The 21,963-nt window shown below is 55.6% G+C and carries 22 protein-coding genes; 9 read left to right on the top strand and 13 right to left on the bottom strand.

The features are described from left to right. Positions 1-162: 162 nt before the first annotated feature. On the top strand, positions 163-1,059 hold the full coding sequence (locus M8013_RS22700; protein WP_271270002.1) for an SIS domain-containing protein: 897 nt from the start codon (positions 163-165) through the stop codon (positions 1,057-1,059). A gap of 82 nt (positions 1,060-1,141) precedes the next feature. Continuing rightward, positions 1,142-2,194, top strand: a complete 1,053-nt coding sequence (locus M8013_RS22695) for an FUSC family protein (protein WP_271270001.1) — start codon at positions 1,142-1,144, stop codon at positions 2,192-2,194. Here the strand turns inward: M8013_RS22695 and M8013_RS22690 are convergent, their stop codons facing one another. Further along, positions 2,195-3,130: a LysR family transcriptional regulator gene (locus M8013_RS22690; RefSeq protein WP_271270000.1), complete on the bottom strand. Its 936-nt coding sequence runs from the start codon at positions 3,128-3,130 to the stop codon at positions 2,195-2,197. 99 nt (positions 3,131-3,229) lie between these two features. Here M8013_RS22690 and M8013_RS22685 point away from each other — a divergent pair, with 99 nt between their 5' ends. Further along, positions 3,230-3,664 (top strand): DMT family transporter, encoded by a 435-nt coding sequence (locus tag M8013_RS22685; RefSeq protein WP_271269999.1) that lies wholly within the window; start codon positions 3,230-3,232, stop codon positions 3,662-3,664. Between the two features lie 9 nt (positions 3,665-3,673). Beyond that, complete coding sequence (locus M8013_RS22680) at positions 3,674-4,147, top strand: DMT family transporter (RefSeq protein ID WP_271270185.1); 474 nt, start codon at positions 3,674-3,676, stop codon at positions 4,145-4,147. 41 nt (positions 4,148-4,188) lie between these two features. Here the strand turns inward: M8013_RS22680 and M8013_RS22675 are convergent, their stop codons facing one another. Further along, the gene (locus M8013_RS22675; RefSeq protein ID WP_271269998.1) at positions 4,189-4,581 is read right to left on the bottom strand and encodes a YybH family protein; all 393 of its coding nucleotides are present in this window, start codon (positions 4,579-4,581) and stop codon (positions 4,189-4,191) included. Between the two features lie 167 nt (positions 4,582-4,748). Here M8013_RS22675 and yncE point away from each other — a divergent pair, with 167 nt between their 5' ends. The 3 genes from yncE to M8013_RS22660 all read left to right on the top strand — a co-directional run bounded on the left by yncE (position 4,749) and on the right by M8013_RS22660 (position 8,460). Then, a complete protein-coding gene (gene yncE, locus M8013_RS22670) occupies positions 4,749-5,804 on the top strand; it encodes a 7-bladed beta-propeller protein YncE (RefSeq protein ID WP_271269997.1) in 1,056 nt (351 codons plus the stop codon). A gap of 11 nt (positions 5,805-5,815) precedes the next feature. Continuing rightward, positions 5,816-7,810 (top strand): TonB-dependent receptor domain-containing protein, encoded by a 1,995-nt coding sequence (locus M8013_RS22665; protein WP_271269996.1) that lies wholly within the window; start codon positions 5,816-5,818, stop codon positions 7,808-7,810. A gap of 77 nt (positions 7,811-7,887) precedes the next feature. Beyond that, positions 7,888-8,460, top strand: a complete 573-nt coding sequence (locus M8013_RS22660; protein WP_271269995.1) for a hypothetical protein — start codon at positions 7,888-7,890, stop codon at positions 8,458-8,460. A gap of 49 nt (positions 8,461-8,509) precedes the next feature. Here the strand turns inward: M8013_RS22660 and M8013_RS22655 are convergent, their stop codons facing one another. Both M8013_RS22655 and M8013_RS22650 read right to left on the bottom strand, forming a co-directional pair. Further along, a complete protein-coding gene (locus M8013_RS22655; RefSeq protein ID WP_271269994.1) occupies positions 8,510-8,845 on the bottom strand; it encodes a hypothetical protein in 336 nt (111 codons plus the stop codon). Positions 8,846-8,912: 67 nt separating this feature from the next. After that, positions 8,913-9,041 carry a hypothetical protein gene (locus M8013_RS22650; protein ID WP_271269993.1) on the bottom strand — a complete coding sequence of 43 codons (129 nt, stop codon included), beginning with the start codon at positions 9,039-9,041 and terminating at the stop codon, positions 8,913-8,915. Between M8013_RS22650 and tam the strand changes: the two genes are divergently transcribed. Beyond that, on the top strand, positions 9,040-9,798 hold the full coding sequence (gene tam, locus M8013_RS22645; protein ID WP_271269992.1) for a trans-aconitate 2-methyltransferase: 759 nt from the start codon (positions 9,040-9,042) through the stop codon (positions 9,796-9,798). The genes M8013_RS22650 and tam overlap by 2 nt on opposite strands. Positions 9,799-9,801: 3 nt before the next feature. Here tam and M8013_RS22640 read toward each other — a convergent pair whose 3' ends face one another. Continuing rightward, on the bottom strand, positions 9,802-10,269 hold the full coding sequence (locus M8013_RS22640; RefSeq protein WP_271269991.1) for a GNAT family N-acetyltransferase: 468 nt from the start codon (positions 10,267-10,269) through the stop codon (positions 9,802-9,804). A gap of 127 nt (positions 10,270-10,396) precedes the next feature. On the opposite strand from M8013_RS22640, the gene M8013_RS22635 reads away from it, so the two are divergent. Then, positions 10,397-10,876, top strand: a complete 480-nt coding sequence (locus M8013_RS22635; protein ID WP_271269990.1) for an SRPBCC family protein — start codon at positions 10,397-10,399, stop codon at positions 10,874-10,876. Between the two features lie 28 nt (positions 10,877-10,904). Here M8013_RS22635 and M8013_RS22630 read toward each other — a convergent pair whose 3' ends face one another. From M8013_RS22630 to glsB, 8 genes are all read right to left on the bottom strand, one after another. After that, positions 10,905-13,691 (bottom strand): tetratricopeptide repeat protein, encoded by a 2,787-nt coding sequence (locus M8013_RS22630; RefSeq protein WP_271269989.1) that lies wholly within the window; start codon positions 13,689-13,691, stop codon positions 10,905-10,907. Between the two features lie 244 nt (positions 13,692-13,935). After that, complete coding sequence (locus M8013_RS22625; RefSeq protein WP_271269988.1) at positions 13,936-14,850, bottom strand: bestrophin family protein; 915 nt, start codon at positions 14,848-14,850, stop codon at positions 13,936-13,938. Positions 14,851-15,048: 198 nt separating this feature from the next. Beyond that, positions 15,049-16,500 carry a tagaturonate reductase gene (locus tag M8013_RS22620; protein ID WP_271269987.1) on the bottom strand — a complete coding sequence of 484 codons (1,452 nt, stop codon included), beginning with the start codon at positions 16,498-16,500 and terminating at the stop codon, positions 15,049-15,051. A gap of 117 nt (positions 16,501-16,617) precedes the next feature. Then, positions 16,618-17,145: a GNAT family N-acetyltransferase gene (locus tag M8013_RS22615; protein WP_271269986.1), complete on the bottom strand. Its 528-nt coding sequence runs from the start codon at positions 17,143-17,145 to the stop codon at positions 16,618-16,620. An 82-nt stretch (positions 17,146-17,227) separates the two neighbouring features. Then, complete coding sequence (locus M8013_RS22610; protein ID WP_271269985.1) at positions 17,228-18,211, bottom strand: GGDEF domain-containing protein; 984 nt, start codon at positions 18,209-18,211, stop codon at positions 17,228-17,230. Between the two features lie 49 nt (positions 18,212-18,260). Beyond that, on the bottom strand, positions 18,261-19,253 hold the full coding sequence (locus M8013_RS22605; RefSeq protein ID WP_271270184.1) for a sensor domain-containing diguanylate cyclase: 993 nt from the start codon (positions 19,251-19,253) through the stop codon (positions 18,261-18,263). Positions 19,254-19,434: 181 nt separating this feature from the next. Continuing rightward, positions 19,435-20,886: a GGDEF domain-containing protein gene (locus tag M8013_RS22600; RefSeq protein WP_271269984.1), complete on the bottom strand. Its 1,452-nt coding sequence runs from the start codon at positions 20,884-20,886 to the stop codon at positions 19,435-19,437. Positions 20,887-21,032: 146 nt separating this feature from the next. Beyond that, positions 21,033-21,959, bottom strand: a complete 927-nt coding sequence (gene glsB, locus M8013_RS22595) for a glutaminase B (RefSeq protein ID WP_271269983.1) — start codon at positions 21,957-21,959, stop codon at positions 21,033-21,035. Positions 21,960-21,963: the final 4 nt, after the last annotated feature.

Below are 21,963 nucleotides of genomic sequence, written 5' to 3'. Positions count from 1 at the left end.
GGCATCTACGGGAGGGTAAGGAGGTGATGGGCATACGCGCGCCCACAAAAATTCACGAATTATGATGGTTCCGTGAAAAAATCCAAGGTGAGCATTCAGCCCTGATAAAATCTTGTGATACTCTTATCTCTTACTCTTTTCACCACAGAGACGGCGCTGAGAATGACTGATAACCAAGATGCAGAAAAGGAAATGGAGAGCCCACTGGCTATAGGCGCACGGATTAAAATGTCGCTGTCCCAGTTAAATCCCACTGAGCGTAAAATCGTAGAATGGCTCATCATCAAAGGAAACATTTGCCAGACAACCAGTCTGCGTGAAGTCGCCACGACGCTTAACGTTTCAGAGCCTCTGCTGGTCAAAGTGGCCAAAAAGATAGGGTTTTCGGGTTTTAGAGAACTGCGAAGTTCTCTCATCAGTTATTTCAATTCCTTGCCCTACGAGAAAGAAGAAGAAGTCACGGAGCATGACAGCCTGGATGCAGTGCTGGATAAGGTATTTTCAAACAGTATTCAAGCCCTGAAAGAAGCGCGTTCCGTGGCGGATCCCGTGACTATAGGCCGGGCGGCTCATCTGATTTTCAACGCCAACAGAGTCATCATCTATGGTGTCGGGGGATCGGCCTCGGTCGGACTGGATTTTGAACATAAACTTTTGCGACTGGGCATCATTAGCCATGCCTACAGCGATGTTCATTTGATGTTAATGGCCGCTAGCCAGCTTGGGGAAAATGATGTCGTCATTGCGATTTCGCAAACCGGCGTCACCCGGGAAACGCTAAATGCGGTAACGACTGCCCGGGCGCACAAGGCAAAAATTATCTGCATTACCAACGATAACGGCTCTCCGCTTTCGCAGTCTTCCGATCTGTCTATCTTCAGCCCTGCGATGAGCGGCCCCCTCCTCGGCCAAAATGCGGTGGCCAGAATTGTTCAATTGAATCTGCTGGACAGTTTGTTTATTGCCATCCTTCTGGAGGATCACCGGGGAAATAAGGAAAAACTCGCCAGGGGCATCAATATTGTGAGTCCACTGCATGGCAGGGGAAATATTGAGTGAACGCTATCTTTACTAAGCAGTCCCCAGGCAGAGACAGCAACCTGAGATAGAATTAAAGCACCCATAAAAAAGGTGCCTACTGGTGAACACATTCAGTTCCCGCCTCAAAAAATGGCTTTGTCGCGCACGAGCGATGTTGCGCCAGGACATGTTCGCGATTCAGGTGATCGTTGCCCTGCTGCTGTCGGTGCTGTGTTCAAATGCGCTGGGACTCGATTACCCCGGCTGGGCGGCGCTAAGCAGCTTTGCGGTCATGAATACGTCCATTAAGGCATCGACTCTGCGGGCTATCCACCGGGTAACCGGCACCCTGGCCGGCGGCGGCCTGGGCCTGCTGGTGGCGCCGTACCTTAGTCACAACCCGGCTTTCCTGGTGGTGTTTTGCGCCGTCATCGGCGGGATCGCCGTCTGGCGTGCGGAGGTGTCGACATGGTCCTACTCGTGGGTGCTGGGCGGGGTAACGGCGATGATGGTGATGGCCGAAGCCCAGAAGACCACTGACTTTCGCACGCTTTTCATCTTCACGTTTAACCGCATCGAAGAAGTCGCGCTGGGTTGCGCGATCTGTGTGTTGGTCACGATCCTGTTTTATCCCCTGAACCGTCGATCCCCGCCTAAGCAACATTCGGAAAGCCATCCTAAACCGCCATCACGATTGCTGTTGCCATTGCAGGCCGCTATCGCTCTGCTGCTGGTGACACCGCTCCTGCTTGCTTTCCAGATGACCGGTTTCTGGCAGGCGATGGTGTCAGTGCTGGCACTCTTTGTGCTGCCGCCCTCTGCGCAGCCGGTCCAGGTGCAGATCAATCAGCGTATGCAGCAGCGTTTTGCCGGTTGCCTGGCCGCGACGCTGCTGAGTTTGCTGCTGTTGCCGTTGCTGCACCATTCCCCTGTTTTGTACATCACCACGCTGACTGCTGGCGTATGGCTGGGGTGCCACCTGCAACAGGGAAAACCGTCGTTCAGTTATTTTGGCCGTCAGTTTGCCGTGGCGTGGATCATTGTTTTTATTCAGGACACCTTATGGCTTACCGAACCGATTCAGGCGGTGATGCGCTGCGCCAGCATCCTGATGGCGATCGCGATTATCGGCCTGGTGATGTTGGTGTTTCGTTCCCTGAATATCCCTGCCTGATCAGGCTGACTGCCAGTAAAGCGGCGAGCCAAACGCCTCGACGTAATAATCAATCAGCGCCCTGACGTTCAGCGGCGGGTGCCGCGCATGAGGATAGATCGCCGCAATATTTTGTGGCTCCGTCCTGATGCCCGTCTCCCGTTCCGGCAGCAGCGCCACCAGCTCGCCGCGCTGGAGCCTGTCGCTAATCAGCCAGTCCGGGAACAGCACAATCCCCATCCCGCCAAGGGCGGCAATCAGCAGCGTTTCTGCATTGTTAGAGGTCATCAGCGGCGAGACGGGATAGTGCACCCATTCCCCGCCCGGAGGGCGCACTAACCAGCGATTCGGCCCGGACGATCCGCGATAAACCAGGCACTTGTGGCGACTGAGATCGTCCGGGCTATCCAGTGTCCCCTGTTTTCGCAGATACGCCGGCGAAGCGGCAAGATGGTAAAACTGCTGACCCAAAACCCGCGCGTGGAAGGACGAATCGGTCAGCGCACCAATACGAAAAATTACGTCGGCGGCATCCCGGTGGGGGTCGATGTAGTCATCGGTCAGCGTCAGCTCAATGTTAAGCCGGGGGTAACGTTCAGATAGCCCCGGCAGACCAGGCGCGACGTGCCGCTGGCCGAAAAAAACCGGGGCATTAATGCGGATCAGGCCAGAGGGTTCCTGCGATCGCTCATCCAGCTCCCGACGGGCATCCTCCAGATGACCGGCCATCGCCCGGGCATGGCGAATAAAAAGATCTCCGCTTTCCGTTGGAATGATGGCCCGGGTATTGCGGTAGAACAGCTGTTGCCCGAGCGCGTCTTCCAGTTGATGAATGACGCGAGAGACCTGCGACGCTGAAATCCCTTCCCGGCGCGCCACTACAGAGAAATTCTGCGTTTCATAGACGCTGATAAAGATGCGCAGCGCGCGAATGCTGATATTGCCGGCGTTGTACATTGATGCAAATCCTGCACAGGTGTTTAGCGCATTATGGCATTTTTCTCATCGCTGAACAGGCGTACGCTTCTGCGCCTGAATAACGAGAAACGGTGTGCTATGCATTTTGTATTGATTTTATTGGTTGTCGCGGGCGGGATGGGGCTGTCCGTAGAGGCTGGCCTGCTGGGGCCATTGGGCGGACAAGTCGGCGATCTCTGGGCGACGTTCAGCGTGTTTGGCGTCGGTGCCGCGCTGACCTTTCTGCTAATGCTGTTTTTCAGCCCCCGCAACAGCCCGTCCTTTTTCGCCCAGCCCTCCTGGCAACTGCTGGGCGGCGTGCTCGGCCCGGTGTACGTCATTATTCTGACTGTCGCCACGCCCACCATCGGCATCGCCATGACGATGATCGGTATCCTGGCGGGCCAGGTGAGTAAAAGCCTGATCATCGATCACTTTGGCCTGCTCGGAACGCCGCAGCGGAAAATTGACCATAAACGCATCATCGCCCTGCTCTTCATCATTGCGGCGCTGGTTCTGGTTGCACAGGGGTAAGGTAACATGTTGACAAGTATTATGATTATGCTGGCGGTGATCGGCGGCGCGACGCTAAGTATTCAGGCCGCCATCAACGGACACTTGGGCAGTAAAGTGGGCGTGTTTAAGAGTGCGTTTCTGACGTTTTCCGTCGGGGCGCTGGTTACAGCCCTGTTGATTTTCTTCTTTGAAACGCCACACCCGGTCGGCCTGATGGATGTCCCTAAATGGCAGCTGCTGGGGGCGATGTTTGGCGTGCCGTATATCGTCATTATGGTGCTGGCCGTGCAGCGCATTGGCACGGCGGTCGCCACGGTAGCGGTGATCTTCGGCCAACTGACCATGAGTATGCTGATCGATAACTATGGCTGGCTCGGCAATCCAGCCATCCCCTTCTCGATGAGCCGGCTGGGCGCGGTCGTCTGTCTGGGGATTGCGCTGGGCTTTATCTATTTAAGCGGTAAACCCAGCACGGCACGTCAGGATGCGGTAACCGAGTAATGTCGGCAGGCCGGAGGCTCCCCCTCTGGCCTGCAAATCGCTCAGTCCAGCAGCGACGTTCCATAGGAATTATCGACCGTACACAGCCAGCGATCGTCACCCTGCAGGCGGAAAACATAGGTTGCCCGACGCGTGGTCTCCACGGTTCCCCCTTGCCCATCCGGGAAGCGAAGCACCGTCTCCATAATCACCAGCGCATTACCGCCCCCTTCAATCACCTGCATCTCTCCCTGTTCCACTTCCAGCCGATCCTGAAAGTAGTCAGAGATGGCGATAAAGGCTTTGCGGATCTGCTCTTTGCCGGTCGCAATCATCCCCGGCTTGACGACCAGAGCGGCATCGTCGGCGTAATACGCCATTAAGGCGTCGAAATCTCTGGCCGAGATCGCCCGGTCGCACGCCTCGATGATCTGTCGTATCGGATGTGAGTTCATTCCCTGCTCCTTTTTATGTCATTTTTTCTCCCCCGCAATACCACCTAAGTCCATCTGACCGCAAGGCAAAAACAGGTAGGAAATGAATTGTGACAATATATTGTAAATGCGATTCATTTTCATTATCATTTTTCTTTACGTAAGCAACTGTAAAGAAAACTATACTTATGACTTCTACGTTTAAAATTAAAACCCTCTGCGCGCTCGCTATTTCCCTGACCTTCCACGCAGGTTCCGCGCTGGCAAAAGACTTTACTGAAAAGGATTTCCAGACTCAGCCACTGGGACATAACGTCTACGAGCTGGCCTACGATAACGGCCAAAAATCATTGTATGCCGCCTCTGCGCCCTCTTTTGATAAAGACAAAACGGCCGGATTAGTCTTTTTACTGGCAGCAGACTCGCTGAAGATTAACCAGAAAATCGACACGCAGCGGCGCACCTTTGCTGTCGCGCTGGATGAAGCCAACCATATTCTGTATCTGGGCAATGCGCTGGAAGGCTCCGTTACCCTGCTCGATACCCGTACCAATAAAGAAATCAAAACCATTCAGCTGAGTGACGATTCAGATCCGAACAAAAAAGCGCACGTCCGCGAAGTGGTGCTGGATAAGAAGCATCAGCGTCTGTACGTGTCCGGGATCGGTAGCAAAGATAAAGGCCTGCTGTGGGTGGTTGATACTCAGAAGCAACAGCTTGCTGAAACCATTGAAAAGCTCGAGCCGGTTGGTTTTGCCGTCGATACGGCTGGCGATAAAGTCTATGTCGTTAACGGTCACGGCGAGCTGCTCACCCTCGATGGCAAAAACGCAGCGCTGCTGGCCCGCGTGAAGGTCGACCCTGCCGAGCCGGAGCACTATTTCCTGAACATTGCCCTGAACACCGCCAAAGGCGTGGGCTATATCGCTGATACCAACACCCGCGATGTGCTGGTGGTACAGCTGAACACCGGCAAACTTCTTAAACGTATCCCGAGTCCAAACTCGGTAGCCGTGCTGTATAACGCCGCGCGTGAAGAGGTGTATGTCACCCATCGTAACGATCGTCAGATTAGCGTGATCGACGCGAACAGCAACACGCTGAAGCACACCCTAAAAACCGCTGCAATGCCAAACAGCCTGGCGCTCTCTGCTGATGCCCGCACGCTTTATGCCAGCGTCAAGCAGGACGAAAAAGACAACAAGGCTGACTACGTTCTCAAGATTGACTTAACCAAATTTTAAGGGATTTTTTTGTGATTATTCAGACACGCATGGCCGTGGCGATTTCGCTCGCCCTGGCCAACCTCCCTGCGGCCGTTTTAGCCGCCGACACCGCACCGATCAACGAAGACGAACTGGTGGTGACCGCCACTGGTTTTAGCCAGGAGCGCCGCGAAGCGCCCGCGACCATCTCCGTGGTTAGCGAAAAAGAGCTTAACACCCGCTCCAATCAGAACGTGACGGAAGCGCTGCGCGAAATCCCCGGCGTACTGGTCGGCAACGGCCACGGCAGCCTGGCATCCGGTGATGTGCAGATGCGCGGTATGGACTCGTCTTATACCTCGTACATGGTCAACGGCATCAAGCAGGCGACCCGCGAATCGCGTCCATACGGACACCATATCGGCACCGAAGCGGCCTTTATGCCGCCTATGGCCGCGATTGAGCGCGTCGAAGTGATCCGCGGGCCGATGTCCTCGCTGTACGGTTCGGACTCCATCGGGGGCGTGGTCAACGTCATCACCAAAAAAGCGTATAACCTGGAGAACTGGACCGGGGTGCTGGAAGATAACTACTTCCTGCAGGAAAAGAGCGAGTTCGGTAACACCAACCAGACCAATGCCTTCCTGATGGGCCCGATTATCCCGGGCAAACTCGGGGTGAGCGTGGCCGCCGACTATCTGGATCGCCGTGACGACGACAGCGAGAAAGACGAACGTTTTGTGAAGCATCAGTCCGGCAATCTGGATGCGACCATCTCGATGTCGCCGACCGATACCCAGCTCTGGGATCTGAATGCCTCGAAGGGCAATCAGGAGAAAACACACAACGATAAGCAGTGGTACTGGGGCTTCGATCGTGATGCGGCGTCCCTGTCGCAGCACGCCTGGTATGGCGATGTGCTGGAAGTGAAGAACTTCATCAGCTACGAAAAAGCCAAAACGGAATATCGCGTACCGGGAATGGACTCGCAGTTTATTACCCAGAAGAACTATGAAGCCAACAGCGCCAACACCTTCACCCTGGGCGATCATAAGCTGACGCTGGGCGTGAACGTTACGCGCAACGAACTGGATGATGAATTCGGCATCAAGGACAAACAAGCGCCGGGCGTGACGCCGGTCAGCGAAATCTCGCGTAATGGCTGGGCAGTATTTGCTGAAGATGCGTGGATGATTGTGCCGGACTTCACCCTGACCACCTCCGCGCGTCTTGATCACGACAGCTACTTTGGTTACCACGTCACGCCGAAGCTGTACGGCAACTGGACAATCGATGAAAGCTGGGCACTGAAAGGCGGCGTCTCTGCCGGTTATAAAAAACCGGACTTACGCGAGAATAACGAAGGCTTTACCAGCGTGTATGGCGCGTATCCGTATTCCGAAATCGGGATCGGTAATGACGACCTGAAACCGGAGCAAAGCGTTAACACCGAGCTGGGCGTGTACTGGCAGCAGGATGCGCTGGCGCTGGATGCCACAGTCTTCTACACCAAATTTAAGGACAAAATCAGCGATCACACCATCTGTACTGCCACCGATACCCAGAAGTGCACGTACAACGGTTATGTTGCTGACTCCGTTTTCCAGTACTACAACGTCAGCGATGCGGAAATCTACGGTCTGGAGCTGAACGGTGACTGGCAGGTGACGCCTTCCCTGAAAGCTAATGCCAACTACACCTATACCCACAGCGAACAGCTAAGCGGTCCGTATAAGGGCGATGCGCTGACCGACTTCCCGACCAGCATGGCGAACGTCTCTCTGACCTGGAACGCAATTAATGATCTGGAACTGTGGACTAAAGCCAGTTGGCGCAGCACCTCCCCGGACATCGGCAAATCCAGCGAAACCGATGCCTACGCGCTGGTAGACGTGGGTGCGCGTTATCATCTGAACAAGAACATCACCCTGATGGGCGGCGTGTATAACCTGTTCGATGCCAATCCGATTTACACCACTACTTACAACCAGTCGTCGATGCTCGAAGGCCGCCGTTATAACTTCGGCGCGCGTTACGAGTTTTGATCCTTTACCGGAGCCTGCGGGCTCCGGTATCTTCGATCCCCCAGGCTGGACACCACGGCAACCATGGAGGACCGCATATGACCATTCGTTCCACATCCCCCTATACCCTGCATGAATTGCTGTGCATGTTCGTTTTTCTTCAGAACAGGGTTTATCCGCAGGACACAACCTACCGGCAGATTGTCGGCTGGGCGGAAAACCGCGTGATGGCCGGTGACGACTCTGAGCCGCTGCTGATCCTTGCCTCACTTGGCCTGCAAACCGAACCCGCGCGCCATGAAGTGACCCACTGGCTGGAACGCTATCTGGTCGAGCAACAGCTCGTCTGGCCCGATGCGCGCATGGCCGCCCTGGTGTGGCTCAGGATCTTTCTTGACGATCTGCTGACTTGCAATGATATCGCCACAGCTGAACAGCGCCTGGAGACGCTGGCGCTGCATGAATTGTCATCCCCAATGGTGTTTTTTGACGCCTGCGCCAGCCAGCTGCGTTCCTGTTACTGGGATCTGTTTGATGACTGGGGTGGCGAGCGAATCTGCCCGGCGACGGAGATGGGAACAACGTCTTTTCTGGTACTGTTGCGTGACATTGTGATGCCCTGGCATCACAAATTATCCTGCCCGGACTGGCGGGAATGGCTTACCCGATAATTCAGGCGTTACGCCCAAGATGCATTTACGCCCCGGAAACGGGGCTTTTTTACAATTTTAGTTCAGGGACGAGCGCATGTTTGTTCGACATACAGGCCTGCCACGCGCTGCCCGGCTGACCATTGTCTACCACGCTCGATGTCCGGTACTCCACCGTACGGGTGTGCTGCTGCGGCACGACATAGTCAACAGTCGTCCAGCGGATATTGGCGGACTGCCCTTCAGCGGTCAGTTCGATGGTCTGGTTTTTCACCTCTTCAGCGCACTGGCTGGCGGCAGCTTCAACCTTGCGATATTTCTGCTCCTCGGGCGAGGTACCGTCGCTGGCGGCGCATCCGGCCAGCACCAGACAGGCGAGAGACAGAATATGGAGTTTGGGGGTCATCGTGCAGTCCTTCCAGAAGGGGTCTTCTGCTCAAGCGTAGCTCACGTCTCGGCTTACGGCGTCGTATTTAGCTGAGTCGGCTGATATTTTTATCGATAAGCGACTGGTTGCAGCGCAGGGGCTCCTTACCCGCCAGCACGCCCTGCACTTCTGCGTCTACACTTGCAGAAAAGGCACAATCAGGAGCGTCACGCATGATCGACTGGAACCCCTCACTCTATCTGCAATACGGAGCCGAGCGCACACGCCCCGCAGTGGAGTTACTCTCTCGCATTTCGCTGGATGACGTGACGGATGTGGTTGATCTGGGCTGCGGGCCGGGTAACAGCACCGCCCTGTTGCGTCAGCGCTGGCCGTCGGCACATATTACCGGGGTGGATAACTCCCCCGCCATGCTGGCAGAGGCCAGAGCCGCGCTGCCGGAATGCCGGTTTATTGAGGCAGATATTCGCCATTTCCGTCCAGCACATGCCCTGAGCATTATCTATGCCAACGCCTCGCTACAGTGGATCGGCGATCATTACGATTTGCTGCCGCATCTGGTTTCGCTGCTGAAGATCAATGGCGTGCTGGCGATCCAGATGCCGGACAATGCGCTGGAGCCTACCCATGTGCTGATGCGCGAGGTGGCGTTTGAACAGGACTACCCGGATCGCAGGCGCCCCGCACTTCCCGGCGTGCATGCCTATTACGATATCCTGGCCGACGCCGGCTGCGATGTGGATATCTGGCGCACTACTTACTATCACCAGATGAGCTCGCATCAGGCGATTATTGACTGGGTGAGCGCCACAGGCTTGCGTCCCTGGTTGCAGGATCTTAATGAAAGCGAACAGAAACAGTACCTGCACCGCTATCATCAACTGCTGCAGGAACAGTATCCGCTGCAGGAAAACGGACAGATCCTGCTGGCCTTCCCGAGACTGTTTATCGTCGCCCGACGCGCACCCTGACCATCAGAGGACGATTTCCATCTCGACACAGCGCAGGTCGGCACCGGCCAGCGCCGACGGATACAGGCTGTCGCCGAGCGACACAAATCCCTGCCGCAGATAGAATGTCGCTGCATTGGGCGTCGACGAGAGTGTCAGGCGCGTCATCCCGCGGGCGCTGGCCTCTTGCTTGATGGCGTTAATAATCTGCGTCGCCAACCCTTTGCCGCCGTAACCGGGCAGCGTAAATACCGCCTCGACGCTGGCATTCTGCAAATCGAGAAAACCACTGGCCGCCAGTACCCCCTCGTCCTCGATCACAAAAAACGGATTCCCGGCAATCATCTCCCGCGCTTTTTCCGGCATCACCTCTGGCGTCCAACGCGCGATCACCTCCGGTTCATAGCAGGTGTGACAGCCGTGACGGATTGCCTGGTTACGCAGGTGCCATAACACTTCTGCTTCCTGCGGTTGCGCTTTTCTTAAGTGCATTGACGCCCTCCTGTTGATTGATGAAAATCGATGATGCCCCCTGAGTTATACAACAGAATTATCAATCGCCTCTATCATGAATAAAGTGAACCCGTGAGTTCACCTTATTCACCAGAGGCACGCGACGATGAAACTGGATCCGCAAACCGACCTGAAGCTTGAGCGGGTAATTCACGTTCCCCGCCCGCTGGTGTGGGCGTGCTGGACAACGCCCGAACATATCCTGCAATTCTTTGTACCCCGGCCACATAAAGTGCTCGCCTGCGATATCGATCTGCGCGTGGGTGGCCGTTTTAATACCCTGTTTGAGGTCGACGGCAACGAAATGCGCAATGAAGGCGTGTGGCTGGAGATTATTCCGCAGCAAAAGCTGGTGTTTACCGACAGCTACAGCGAAGGGTGGAAACCCGCAGCAGAGCCGTTTCTGACAGCGATATTACTGCTGGAGGATGAGGGAGCAGACAGTACGCGATACACCGCGATTGCGCGCCACCGCACCCCTGAAGCGCGTGAGATGCACGAGCAGATGGGCTTTTTTAGCGGCTGGGGCGTGGTGGTGGATCAGCTGGAAGACTATGCCCGCAGCTTGCCCCTCGATAAAGGGTAAGTGCAGGCCATGTCTCTTTTACACCGGGTCAGTCGTCATCCGTCTCTGGAGTAAAAAGCCCGACCGCAATCGCATGATAGACGTTCCAGTCCGGGATTAACCCGCGCTGACCATATCGCTCTAAATCCGTCAGGTGATCGTGTAACGCTGCTTTCACCTCCATAAACTCCGCCGACAGGAGCTGGGCTTTGGCCAGTGAATAAAACTCATCGATATCATTAATACCCGCCACGCAGGCAATCAATATTCGGCTGAGAATGTGCTCCGGCTCGGTGACCTGGAGCGGAAGGCTGTCGTAAGCCTGCGGGAACTGGCGCAAATTACACAGCGCCAGCGCCAGGGTCATACTCTGGCGCTCATCGCGCTGGATGACCGGGATCGCGGTTAACAACGCACAGACGCGTAAAAACCAGGTTTCCCCGCTCTGCCCGGTGGCTTCAGCCAGTTCACCTGCCACGTTGCACAGTAAAAAAGAGTCCGGAAAACGCGTCGTAAACTCGACTGCCAGCGCCAGACCCTGCGTAAAATCCTGCGCCTGTGATTGATACAAGAAAGAGTACACCAGCTGTAAGGCCTGCGATTCACTGCCCCAGGGATTCGCCAGGGCGCTTAGTGCCAGCTCGCGCCCGGTCTGCCAGTCACCGCTTTTAAAACAACAGGCCATCACCGTATCAATGGCGCTGTTCCAGGGTTCTTCAAATTTTAACAACGGCGCAAAGGTGTGGGCCGCAACCTGGCATCCTTGTTCAGTGCCATTCAGGGATAACGCCGCACCCGTAATGTAGCGCGACAGCTCCTGATCGCTGAGGCGGTTCGCGCTCTCTGCAAACGCGGCATTGGCCGTTGCCCATCCCTCCTGCAATAACAAACAGTGCAGCCAGGGATAGAGCACACCGTTGGCATCAATATCCTCAAGGGTGATTTGGCGGAATAACGCCAGCGCCCCGGCATAATCATGGGCAACAATGCGGATCAGACCCAGTACGGCATAGGCGGGAGGAAAGCGATCGTTCGCATCGATCAGCGGCCAGAGTTCTGCTTCTGCTGCATCGATGTTGTTCGCAGCCCACAGACAGAGTGCCGCTTCCACTAACGCCGGTTTTTTATAGTCAGTGAGCGTGGCGGACTGCAAAAAACAGTGCCGGGCCTCTTCCGTTTGCCCCTGCTCTCTTTTTACCGTGGCCTGATAAAACCAGGCGTTATCGTCCTCTGGATAGGCATTGATCCAGGCGGAAGAACAACGTTCGGCCTCGACAACATCCTGTTCTCGACTGAATAAATACAGAAACTCGGTAGTGAAATGCTCCCTGGAATGACCCCAGGCCGTTTTGGCTTTCTCCAGCAAGCGGCGGATCATCTGATCCGAATAGTAATCCCGACCAAAGGTTAAGGTTGCATAGAACTGTATTCTGTCGCGCTCAGCCAGTAACGCCTTACGCTGGTGGGTGATATTTTTATCGTTCACCTCGCCCGCTAACGCCGCGTCGACGAGCCGGTGTAGCTGGCGATAGTTGCCACCCAAACTGACCTCATCGCGATAAGTGGCGAACGGCAGGATAAATTCATTCTCATCACTGCCTACCAGCCGCAGCCACGCCGTGCGAATTTTGTCGTAGTTGACCTCACTTTCAGAGGATACTGCCAGCAGTGCGGCGGTGCCGCGATCGTGGAGTTGGGCTAACCAGTTATCCGGTAAATCATGCTGCACCCAGTGCTGGGTTAAGGCGGTGATGGCGGGCTGCCACCAGATGTCGTTTTCCGTTGAAGTCATCAGCAAGATATCAATGTCAGACTGGTGCGCAGTTGTCAGTTCACCCAGCCTGGCTCGGGCCAGTAATAGCGCCGCGCGTCGCAGACGAAAGGTGAATTCATCCTGACGTGTAAACTGAGTCAGTTCTGCACTCGAGCCCCGGATAATGTCCCTATCCTGACTGTGAAATATCTGTAAGAAAAGGCGCAACAGACGGGTTTTCTCCGCTGTCACAGCGGCGATGTCCAGCGGCGAACGTTCAACGAAAGCAAAACGTTTGCGAGCCGAGCTAAGCCATTCAGCCATATTTTTCGTGACACTGTCACCTACCGACGATCGACGGAGCAACTGCTGCAACTCCTCGCGGTTGCTGGTAGCCAGCCCATCAGGGTCGGTTTCAATGCGCAACAGAGGGTGATACGGCTCCATATTTTCCATTGCATAAACGCTGTCGGCTGACGCGCTTTGTAGAACAATAATCTCGGTGATGCTTTTGCGCGCAACCAGCTGCGGAATCACCAACTTGCACAGCGCGGTTAACGATCGGCAGATGTTAAGATCGAATGCGGCGTTCTCCGTCCAGGCAAAATTACTCTGCAGATAGAAAAGATCGGTGCCTAAAATTTCTATCAGCACGACCCGCTTTTGCGCGTTATTTCGGGTGGTAAGAATACGCAGAGCCGCGCGCTGTTCAGCGTCGGTACCAAAATTTGCCGGGGCCTGACCATCGCCTTCATGCACGACGCGTTGTACGCCGACTTTCCAGCGTTCACGCCTGGCGTGGCCTAACACTGTCGCATACAGATCCTGCCCGGCGACGATCACCGTATTAAGCGGCTCAATGACATTGAGCAGCGTAATCCACGGGGAGAGTTGATGTTCGCTGATTGTCACGAAGGGTTGATGAGGTGGGGTTAGATCCACTGCGGTATTGGCATACAGCTCAATGGTGCCTGCGGCATTTTGCTGGCAAAACAACGCGCGATGCGACGCTGATGGCCAAAGTTCGGGAAAATGGCGCGATAAACATTCATCGACCCTTTCCGGTTTGAGAAAATCTGACATACCCCCTCCGTCAGTCAACATCGACCCGTCATTTCGATGTCAGGGTTGGTTTTGTTTTTTGGAAACCTCATCCATAGCAATAACGTTGCGGCGCCGTGACCGGCTGCGGTGTAAGAAGTGTGGTGGGAAGAATGGCATCGTAAAAGGTTACAATTATAGCAGCCGCTAACGCGGGGAAAACCAGGACAGAAGAATGATTTCTGCGCGCCGGAAGTGCCTTTTACACAGCGCTCCCGGCAGGCAATTACGTCAGCTGATAATACTTATCCGGCAGTTTGCGCGTCGGGATCACCGGTTCATCGTTCATTTGCAGCAGGTCGATTTCTATTGCATTACAAATGGCATCCAGCGGCAGATCGTTATTCTCGGTACCGAACGGCTCTTCCAGCTCTTCTGCCAGGGTATCCAGCGAGATAAAAGTATACGAGATCAGCACCGACACGAACGGCGTCATGTAATGCAGATCGCTGACCAAGGCAAACGGCAGCATGATACAGAACAGATACACCGTGCGATGCAGGATCAGCGTATAGGCAAACGGCACCGGGGTATTGGCAATTCGCTCGCAGCCGGCCAGCACGATCGACATATCATTCAGACGAATATTCAGGCTGTGGAACAGCATGTCCGACAGCTGCCCTTCCCGACGCCTTACCGCCAGCCACTCGCCCATGATCAGCAGAATACGGTTGGCGGGCGAGCTGGAATCCATCGCCACACGCAGGTTATCCGCTGAAAGATATGCCGCAAGCTGGTCGGCCTGCGGTTGTCGGCGTAGGGTCATACGCAGACAATGGGCGAAGGCGATTTGCAGGCGCACAAACTCGCCCAGCGCGGGGTCGTCCGGCAGAGTATTCTTCACTTCCCGGAACAGAGAGCGCGAGGCGATCATCAGTTGGCCCCACAACAGGCGTGCTTCGACATAGCGCGAGTAACAGGCGTTATTACGAAAGCCGAGGAAGATAGCGATGGCCACGCCAAGAATGCTGAACGGCGCAACCGTCAGCCGGATGCCCAGCGAGGTGTACCACGGCAGCATGATGATCACGGCAATGGAGAGCAAAAAGTTTAGAAACAGCCGGGAATAGATTTTGGGAAGCACGGAGCCGTGCCAGACTAAAATCAGACGCAACCAGTGCTGTTGAGGTCGAACAATCATAATCAGCTTCATTGGGGAAAATAGCGCTGACTATTAAACGTGATCGTCGTCACAGTTGCAAGTATGTTAAAAAATGATGGCATTTTGCCAGGCGAGACAGGCCGCACGGTGTCTCTGATTTGGCATGATAATAAACGCTATAAGTATGTTGTAACTACTGGTTGTTGTAATAAAACCCGGCCGAAGCCGGGTTCGTTATTAGCACAACGGTTTAACCGCTTCGCGCATCCCTTTCAGCAAGATAGCATCCAGATCCAGCGTAACCTGTTCTACCAGTCCGCTGACCTGGGTCAGATCCTGCTCCCAGTGGTCGCTGACGCTCAGCACCGTCGTTACCAGCTCGCGGGTAGTGATTTGCTGGTCATGATGCTGCGTCCACAGCTGTTGGAAACGCGTCAGCCAGTGCGCATCGTCCTGCACCGGGTAGTTTTCGCCGTTGCGTTCCGCACGATAGAAGGCGATCAGCGCCGCCAGTGCAAACGTCAGGCGCGCCGGGAGTTGCCCGGTCACCTGCTGCCCTGCCAGCAGCTGCGGCAGAATGCGGGTGCGGTATTTGGTCATGCCATTCAGCGCAATCGACAGCAGTTGATGCTTGATGTACGGGTTGCGGAAGCGGCCGGTTACCGCGCTGGCAAACGAGGCCAGCTCATCGCGCGGCAGGTCGAGCACCGGGATGATCTCCTGATGAATCGCTTTTTCGACAAAGGCGCAGACTTCTTCGTCATTCATTGCTTCGCCTACGGTATCCAGACCGGCCTGGAACGCCACCGGCACCAGCGCGGTATGCGCCCCGTTAAGGATCGCCACTTTGCGCTCTTTGTATGGCTTGATGTCATCGACAATCAGCACGTTAAGCGCCAGCTTGTCGAGACGCAGCTCGGCGGCCAGTGATTTTGGCCCCTGGATCACAAACAGATAGAAGTGCTCGGCGGTATCGAGGAACGCATCGTGATAGCCAAGCGTGGCTTCCAGCTCTGCCACTTCGTCACGCGGATAGCCGGTCACAATGCGGTCAACCAGCGTTGAGCAGAAGCTGTTGGCATCGTTCAGCCACTGGGTAAACGCCGTCGGCAGCGCCCACTCATGGGCATAGCGCAGAACCAGCTCGCGCAGGGCATCGCCGTTGTAGTCGATCAACTCACACGGCACGATCACCCAACCTTTATCGGCAGCACCGTTGAAATGGCTGAAGCGTTCGAACAGCAGACGAGTCAGTTTGGCCGGATAGCTCACCGCCGGTGCATCGTCGAACTTATCCCCGGCGTGATAGCTGATCCCCGCTTCGGTGGTGTTCGAGAAGACGAAACGCATCTCGGGGTTGTGCGCCAGCTTCAGGAATTCATCGTACTGGTCGTAAACGCTGATTTCGCGGTTGACCGAACGAATCAAACGCGCATCGCTTACTGCTTCGCCCTGCTCGTTCAGGCCACGAATGATGGTGGTGTAGAGGCCGTCCTGGGTGCTCAGTGAAGGCGGAAAATCGCTTTTGATCGGGCGCACAATCGCGATACCGGCATTCAGGTCGGTGTGTTCGTTCAGCAGGTCTATTTGCCAGTCGATGAATGCGCGCAGGAAGTTGCCCTCACCAAACTGGATGATACGTTCAGGATAGAGAGCACCGGGAAAATCACGACGGTTCAGTGTGTTCACAATGGGGTCCTTGTAATGATTAGTCATACAGCCTGATAAGATTGGTACGATAACTTATCAAACTTTACGACCACAAAACCCTGTTTTGATCAAACCCAACCGCAATTGTGAATAATTTTAGAGAAATTTGTAGAACACCGACGTCGCAGTCATCTCACCGTCCGGCATCAGGGCGTAGCGCGGGATCTCCCCCACTTTTTGCCAGCCCGCCCGCAGATAAAACGTCTCTGCGCCGCTGCCGGTGGCAGTGTCCAGCACCAGCACGCTCTTGCCCTGCTCACGAGCAACCGTTTCGAGCGCCTGCATCAGTCGCCCGGCAGCGCCGCAACGGCGGGCATTTTGGTGAACCAACAGTTTGGCAACATCGGCACGATGGGGCTGGTTGTCCGGCTGGTCGGTGATCAGCTGGACGGTGCCAACGGGTTGCCCTTCAGCATCGAGGCAAACCAGCACGGTGCGCTCTTCACGCCCGACGCTGTCCGCCACGCCGCGCCAAAAATCGCAGGCCTGCTCATAGCTGTAGGGCAGCATAAAGCTCACCGACGCGCCGCCCAGCACGCAGCTGTGCAGGATATCGGCTAACTGAGGGAGGTGCGTGAGAATGGCCTCACGCGTGAAGATCTGAATGGTGGTTGATGACGTCATTTTTTATCCCTTTTATCAATAACATCACCATGAACGCAACAATTTATTAACGCAACAACATCTGTCAGAGGTTTTTCTTATCTCAGTTTTCGCCACCGGCGCCGGTACCGGTACCGCGCTGCTGCTTCATGGAATACATCATCTCATCGGCCCTGGTCAGCCAGCTCTGCAGATCGTCGCGTTCATGATTGAACTCAGTGACGCCCCAGGCAAACGACAGCGACCACGGGTATTCGGAATGTTCATTCCAGACGGCAGCCTGCTCGGTGAGAAACTGCATGGCAATCCACGCCCCCTTCTCATCACTGTTGGCGAACAGGATCGCAAACTCGTCCCCACCGTAGCGCGCCAGCACATCGGCTTCGCGGAAGGTGGATCGCAGCAGTCCTGCAACCGCTTTCAGCGCGGTATCGCCGTCCGTGCGTCCGTAGCGCGCGTTAATTTGTTTAAAGCGGTCGAGATCCAACCAGGCCAGAGTTAACGGCTCGGCACGGCGACGGGCCGCCTTAATGCCATAGGTGGCCAGATGATGAAAACCGCGACGGTTATACAAGCCGGTCAGTTTGTCAGTGATGGCGGTACACGTGGCGGCGAACTCCACCTCTGCCAGCGCGGCCAGATCCGCCAGCGCAGCAACGTCCTCAGAAGAAAATTGACGCGGCAGATGATCGATCAGGCACAGCGTTCCCACTGCGGTCCCGTCGGGGAGATGCAGCGGATAGCCCGCATAAAAGCGCACCGGGTAGATGTCGGTCACCAGCGGATTATCCGCAAAACGGGCATCATCTAACGTGTCGGCCACCACCAGCGGCGCGTCGGCCAGCAGAGTATGGGCACAAAAAGAGAGGTTGCGCGGCAGGTTTTCAGCGCTGACCCCATCGGCAGATTTTACCACTACCACAAGATCGTCAATCAGATTAACCATCGCCACCGGCACGTTAAACAGGCGTTTTGCCAGCCGGGTCAGGCGATCGTAAGTGGCGTGTTCGCCCGCCTCCAGTAAACCGGATTCGCGTAACGCTGCGAGACGCGACGTTTCGTTAGTGGGCAGTGAGGATGATTTCATACAAGCTCCGGGGATGGCTTTCTACTAGCTTAGTGTATCCTGACGCCTGTCAGTGGGCAAAGATGCGGTTTTTCCCTTCACGTTTTGCCTGATAAAGCGCATTGTCCGCCGCCTGTAACCAGTCGGTAACGTCCCCCATCTCACAGGTAGCGCTGGCAATGCCGATACTCATCGTACATTGCACGGCTTCTTCGGCCACATCTTCAATCACCGCAGCGGCATCCATGATTCGGGTCGCCACCACCCGCGCTTCATCCAGCGAGGTGTCCGGGAGTAAAATCACAAACTCATCGCCGCCCAGCCGCGCCGGGGTATCGGTCTGACGGGTGGCGATATGCAATATTTGTGACACTGTCACCAAAAGCATATCCCCGACCTTGTGGCCAAAGCGATCGTTAACATCTTTAAAATTGTCGATATCGATGAACATCAACGCCGATTCGCGACGACTCTGCCGCAGGTTGTGCAGCTCATTATCGATACGCTTTTCCAGTAGCCGTCGATTGGCGATATCCAGCAACGGATCCATCATCGCGATGCGTTCCAGTTCGCGCGATTTAAAGCGCAGCCGCATGGCGATGCTGTTTGTCAGCACGCTCAACGCCACTGTGTAGATACCAATCAGCGGCAACGTGGCGTACATCGTGCGTTCAGAAACCCACGGCACCAGCGCCATCCCCTGCGTCAGCCAGCTCGCCAGAAACACCACCAGCATCACCGCGCCCGCTTTCTTCATCAGCGGAAAACCGCCAGCAGCCAGTCGGTCGGCCAGCAGAATAGTGGCAATGGTGATCGACGGCAGCGGATTGGCTGACATCATGGCGATCCAGAACCCACCCGCAGCAGCGTCCAGCACCAGATTCTGGTGTTCAGTGGTTAACGGCGTGGCGGATCGACGCGAGCGCAGCAGGGCGACGGTAGGCCAGACAAAGGCATTCAGGCCCAGCAGACCGATAAGCCACGCTGAACGGTGCTGCTCAAGCAACACCGAGAGAATAGGTAAAAAGCAGAGGAATGTTCCGAGGATCCGCATCAGAAACATGCGTTTGACAAACCGACTACCTGGTACGCGAGGGGCTTTACTGAGTCTGTCAGTTCCGTTCATCACACGATTATTCCGATACATTCAGCCCATTATACTATTGACGTTGAAAATACGTATCAAGCCATTTATTAGTTTTGTGAATATATCGGAGGGTGCATTCCACCAGTAGTGCAAACGATTACAGTTGTTCCGTCGGGGAGGACGCGCGCTCACTAGTCGTAACCTCTGCAATTCGCGCACTGGTGCGATTTCGACCTGCTTTTTTCGAACGATAAAGATATTCGTCTGCTTCGGTCATTAGGCGATTAAAAACTTCGATTAGCGTCGAGGAGCCGTAATGCCCACTGCCCAGACCAATACTGACGGTTAAAAACAACGTCTGTCCGCGCCAGATGAAGGGATAGTGTTCGATAGAGGTGCGAATACGTTCCGCCAGCGCATAGCCCTGCTGGGTCGAGGCACAGCTCACTACCACCGCAAACTCTTCTCCGCCCATGCGTGCCACCAGCCCGTCGGCACCGACCGTCTCCTGGACTTTTTGCGCAAAGGCCGCCAGCATCTTATCGCCACACTCATGGCCGTAATTGTCATTGATGCTTTTGAAATAGTCGATATCCAGCAGCATCACCGTCAGGTGGCGGTTCTTACGCTGGCACTCTTCCCGTTTCAGCGCTTCATACAGCCCGGAACGGGAGTAAACATGGGTCAGGAAGTCGAAGTCGGCACGCAGAGAAACCTGGCGGATCAGCGAATTGATCGCCGCCACGCTGACCGAGACCATCACCGGGCAGATCGCCATAGTGGCAATCCCCAGTCGTGCGGAGAACATCATTGGCGTGGTGAGCGCCGTCGTCGCGGCAATGTTAATTACCGAATTAGCGACCAGGGTGATCTCCACCGCCCCGGTGACAAAGGTCAGCAGGCAGGTCGCGGGCAGCGAATAGCGCACCGCACACCAGATCAGTGCCGGTAATGGGAACGCCAGCGCCCCGGCACCGCCAATCACCACAGACGCCACCACCGAGACCACCAGCGCCACCACCGGCATCAGGTGCTCGAGGCGCAGATTGCGCTCGAAACGGGGAATGGTAATGGTCAGCAGGCACGGCACAATCAGCACGCCGGTCGAGAATTGCTCGCTAAACCAGTCGGCAAACAACGGCCAGAAGCTCTGACTGGTGAGCCCCACCGAACCCAGCGCGCCAATCAGGGCACACAGCAGCGCGGCCAGCAGACAGTAATTGAACAACCGCAGGGCATTGACCGGATCCGGGGTCTCTTTTTTAAGCCGGTTATCGCGTGTTACCAGCAGGGAAACGGTGATGATAAAGGCCATATTAGAGAGGTTAATCGTCAGCGAGACGATCCCCCAGTCGGTGGTGATCGCGTCGTACACCAGCATCGCAATATACGAAATCGCATAATAGTGCAGGCGATTAAGGTACGCGTAGCGCGCAAATACCCCCGCCATCACCCCGTTCAGCGGCCAGAACAGCGATAACTCCTCCACCAGACGTAATTTCGCGCCGATAAAGTAGAACAGCGTGGTCAGCACCACGATCCCCACCACATTGCGCAACGGGGTGTGCTCGCTGAAAAGCGTAAACGTTCTGGCCTGATTAGGAGACATGCATTATCAACCCATACAAGTATATAGCGATTATTTAACTGCCGGCAGGAGAGAGGTTAAGCGTTTACATCCCTATATACCATAGACCGGACAACGCAATAGCCCAAATGTCCTGAATGAATAAGTGGGTTCCGCCTCCAGAATACTTAATACACCGATCGTCCGAGTCGCTGGGAGAGTTGTTCCAGCACCGCGATCCCCGCCAGTGAATTGCCGGTTGCGTCCAGTTCCGGGCTCCAGACGGCAATCGCCATCTCGTGCGGCACAATCGCGACGATACCGCCGCCGACGCCCGATTTTGCCGGTAGCCCGACCCGCCAGGCGAACTCGCCCGCATTTTGATACATCCCGCTGGTCGCCATCAGGGCGTTAATCTGTCGGGCCTGCAGAGGCGTCACTACCGGCTGCGACAGGTGCGGGGCGCGGCCCTGGTCGGCCAGAAACAGGAACGTCGATGCCAGCTCGATACAGTTCATTCTGAGGGCGCAGTAGTGAAAGTAGTTTTGCAGAACCGTGGAGACATCGTTATGGAAATTGCCGAAGGACTTCATCAGCCAGGCGATGGCCGCATTGCGCGCCGAGTGTTCGAACTCAGACCGGGCGACGGTGGCGTCGTAGGCGATATCCGCGACGCCGCACAGCTGACGGACAATTTCCAGCATCCGCTGACGGGGTGCGCTGAGGCGGCTTTGTAGCATATCGCACACCACCAGCGCCCCGGCGTTGATAAACGGGTTACGCGGCTTGCCCTGTTCGATCTCAAGCTGCAACAGCGAGTTAAACGGCTGGCCGGAGGGATCTTTCCCCACCCGCAGCCAGATCTCGTCCTCGTCATACTGACGCATCGCGGCCACTAGGCTCAGCACTTTGGAGATCGACTGAATGGAAAAACGTTCGCTGGCATCCCCGGCCTGAAAGCGCTGACCATCCACCGTACAGATGGCAATAGCGAGTTTTTTGCCATCAACCGAGGCCAGCGCCGGGATGTAATCGGCCACCTTTCCCTGCCCCAGCAGCGGGCGAACCTGCGCCAGGATTGCTTCCAGCATATTATTGTTGATGTTCGCTGCCATACAT

It is taken from the genome of Silvania confinis, from assembly GCF_025564085.1.
GTDB classification, from domain to species: domain Bacteria; phylum Pseudomonadota; class Gammaproteobacteria; order Enterobacterales; family Enterobacteriaceae; genus Enterobacter; species Enterobacter confinis.
This window is presented reverse-complemented; position numbering and strand designations above follow the sequence as displayed.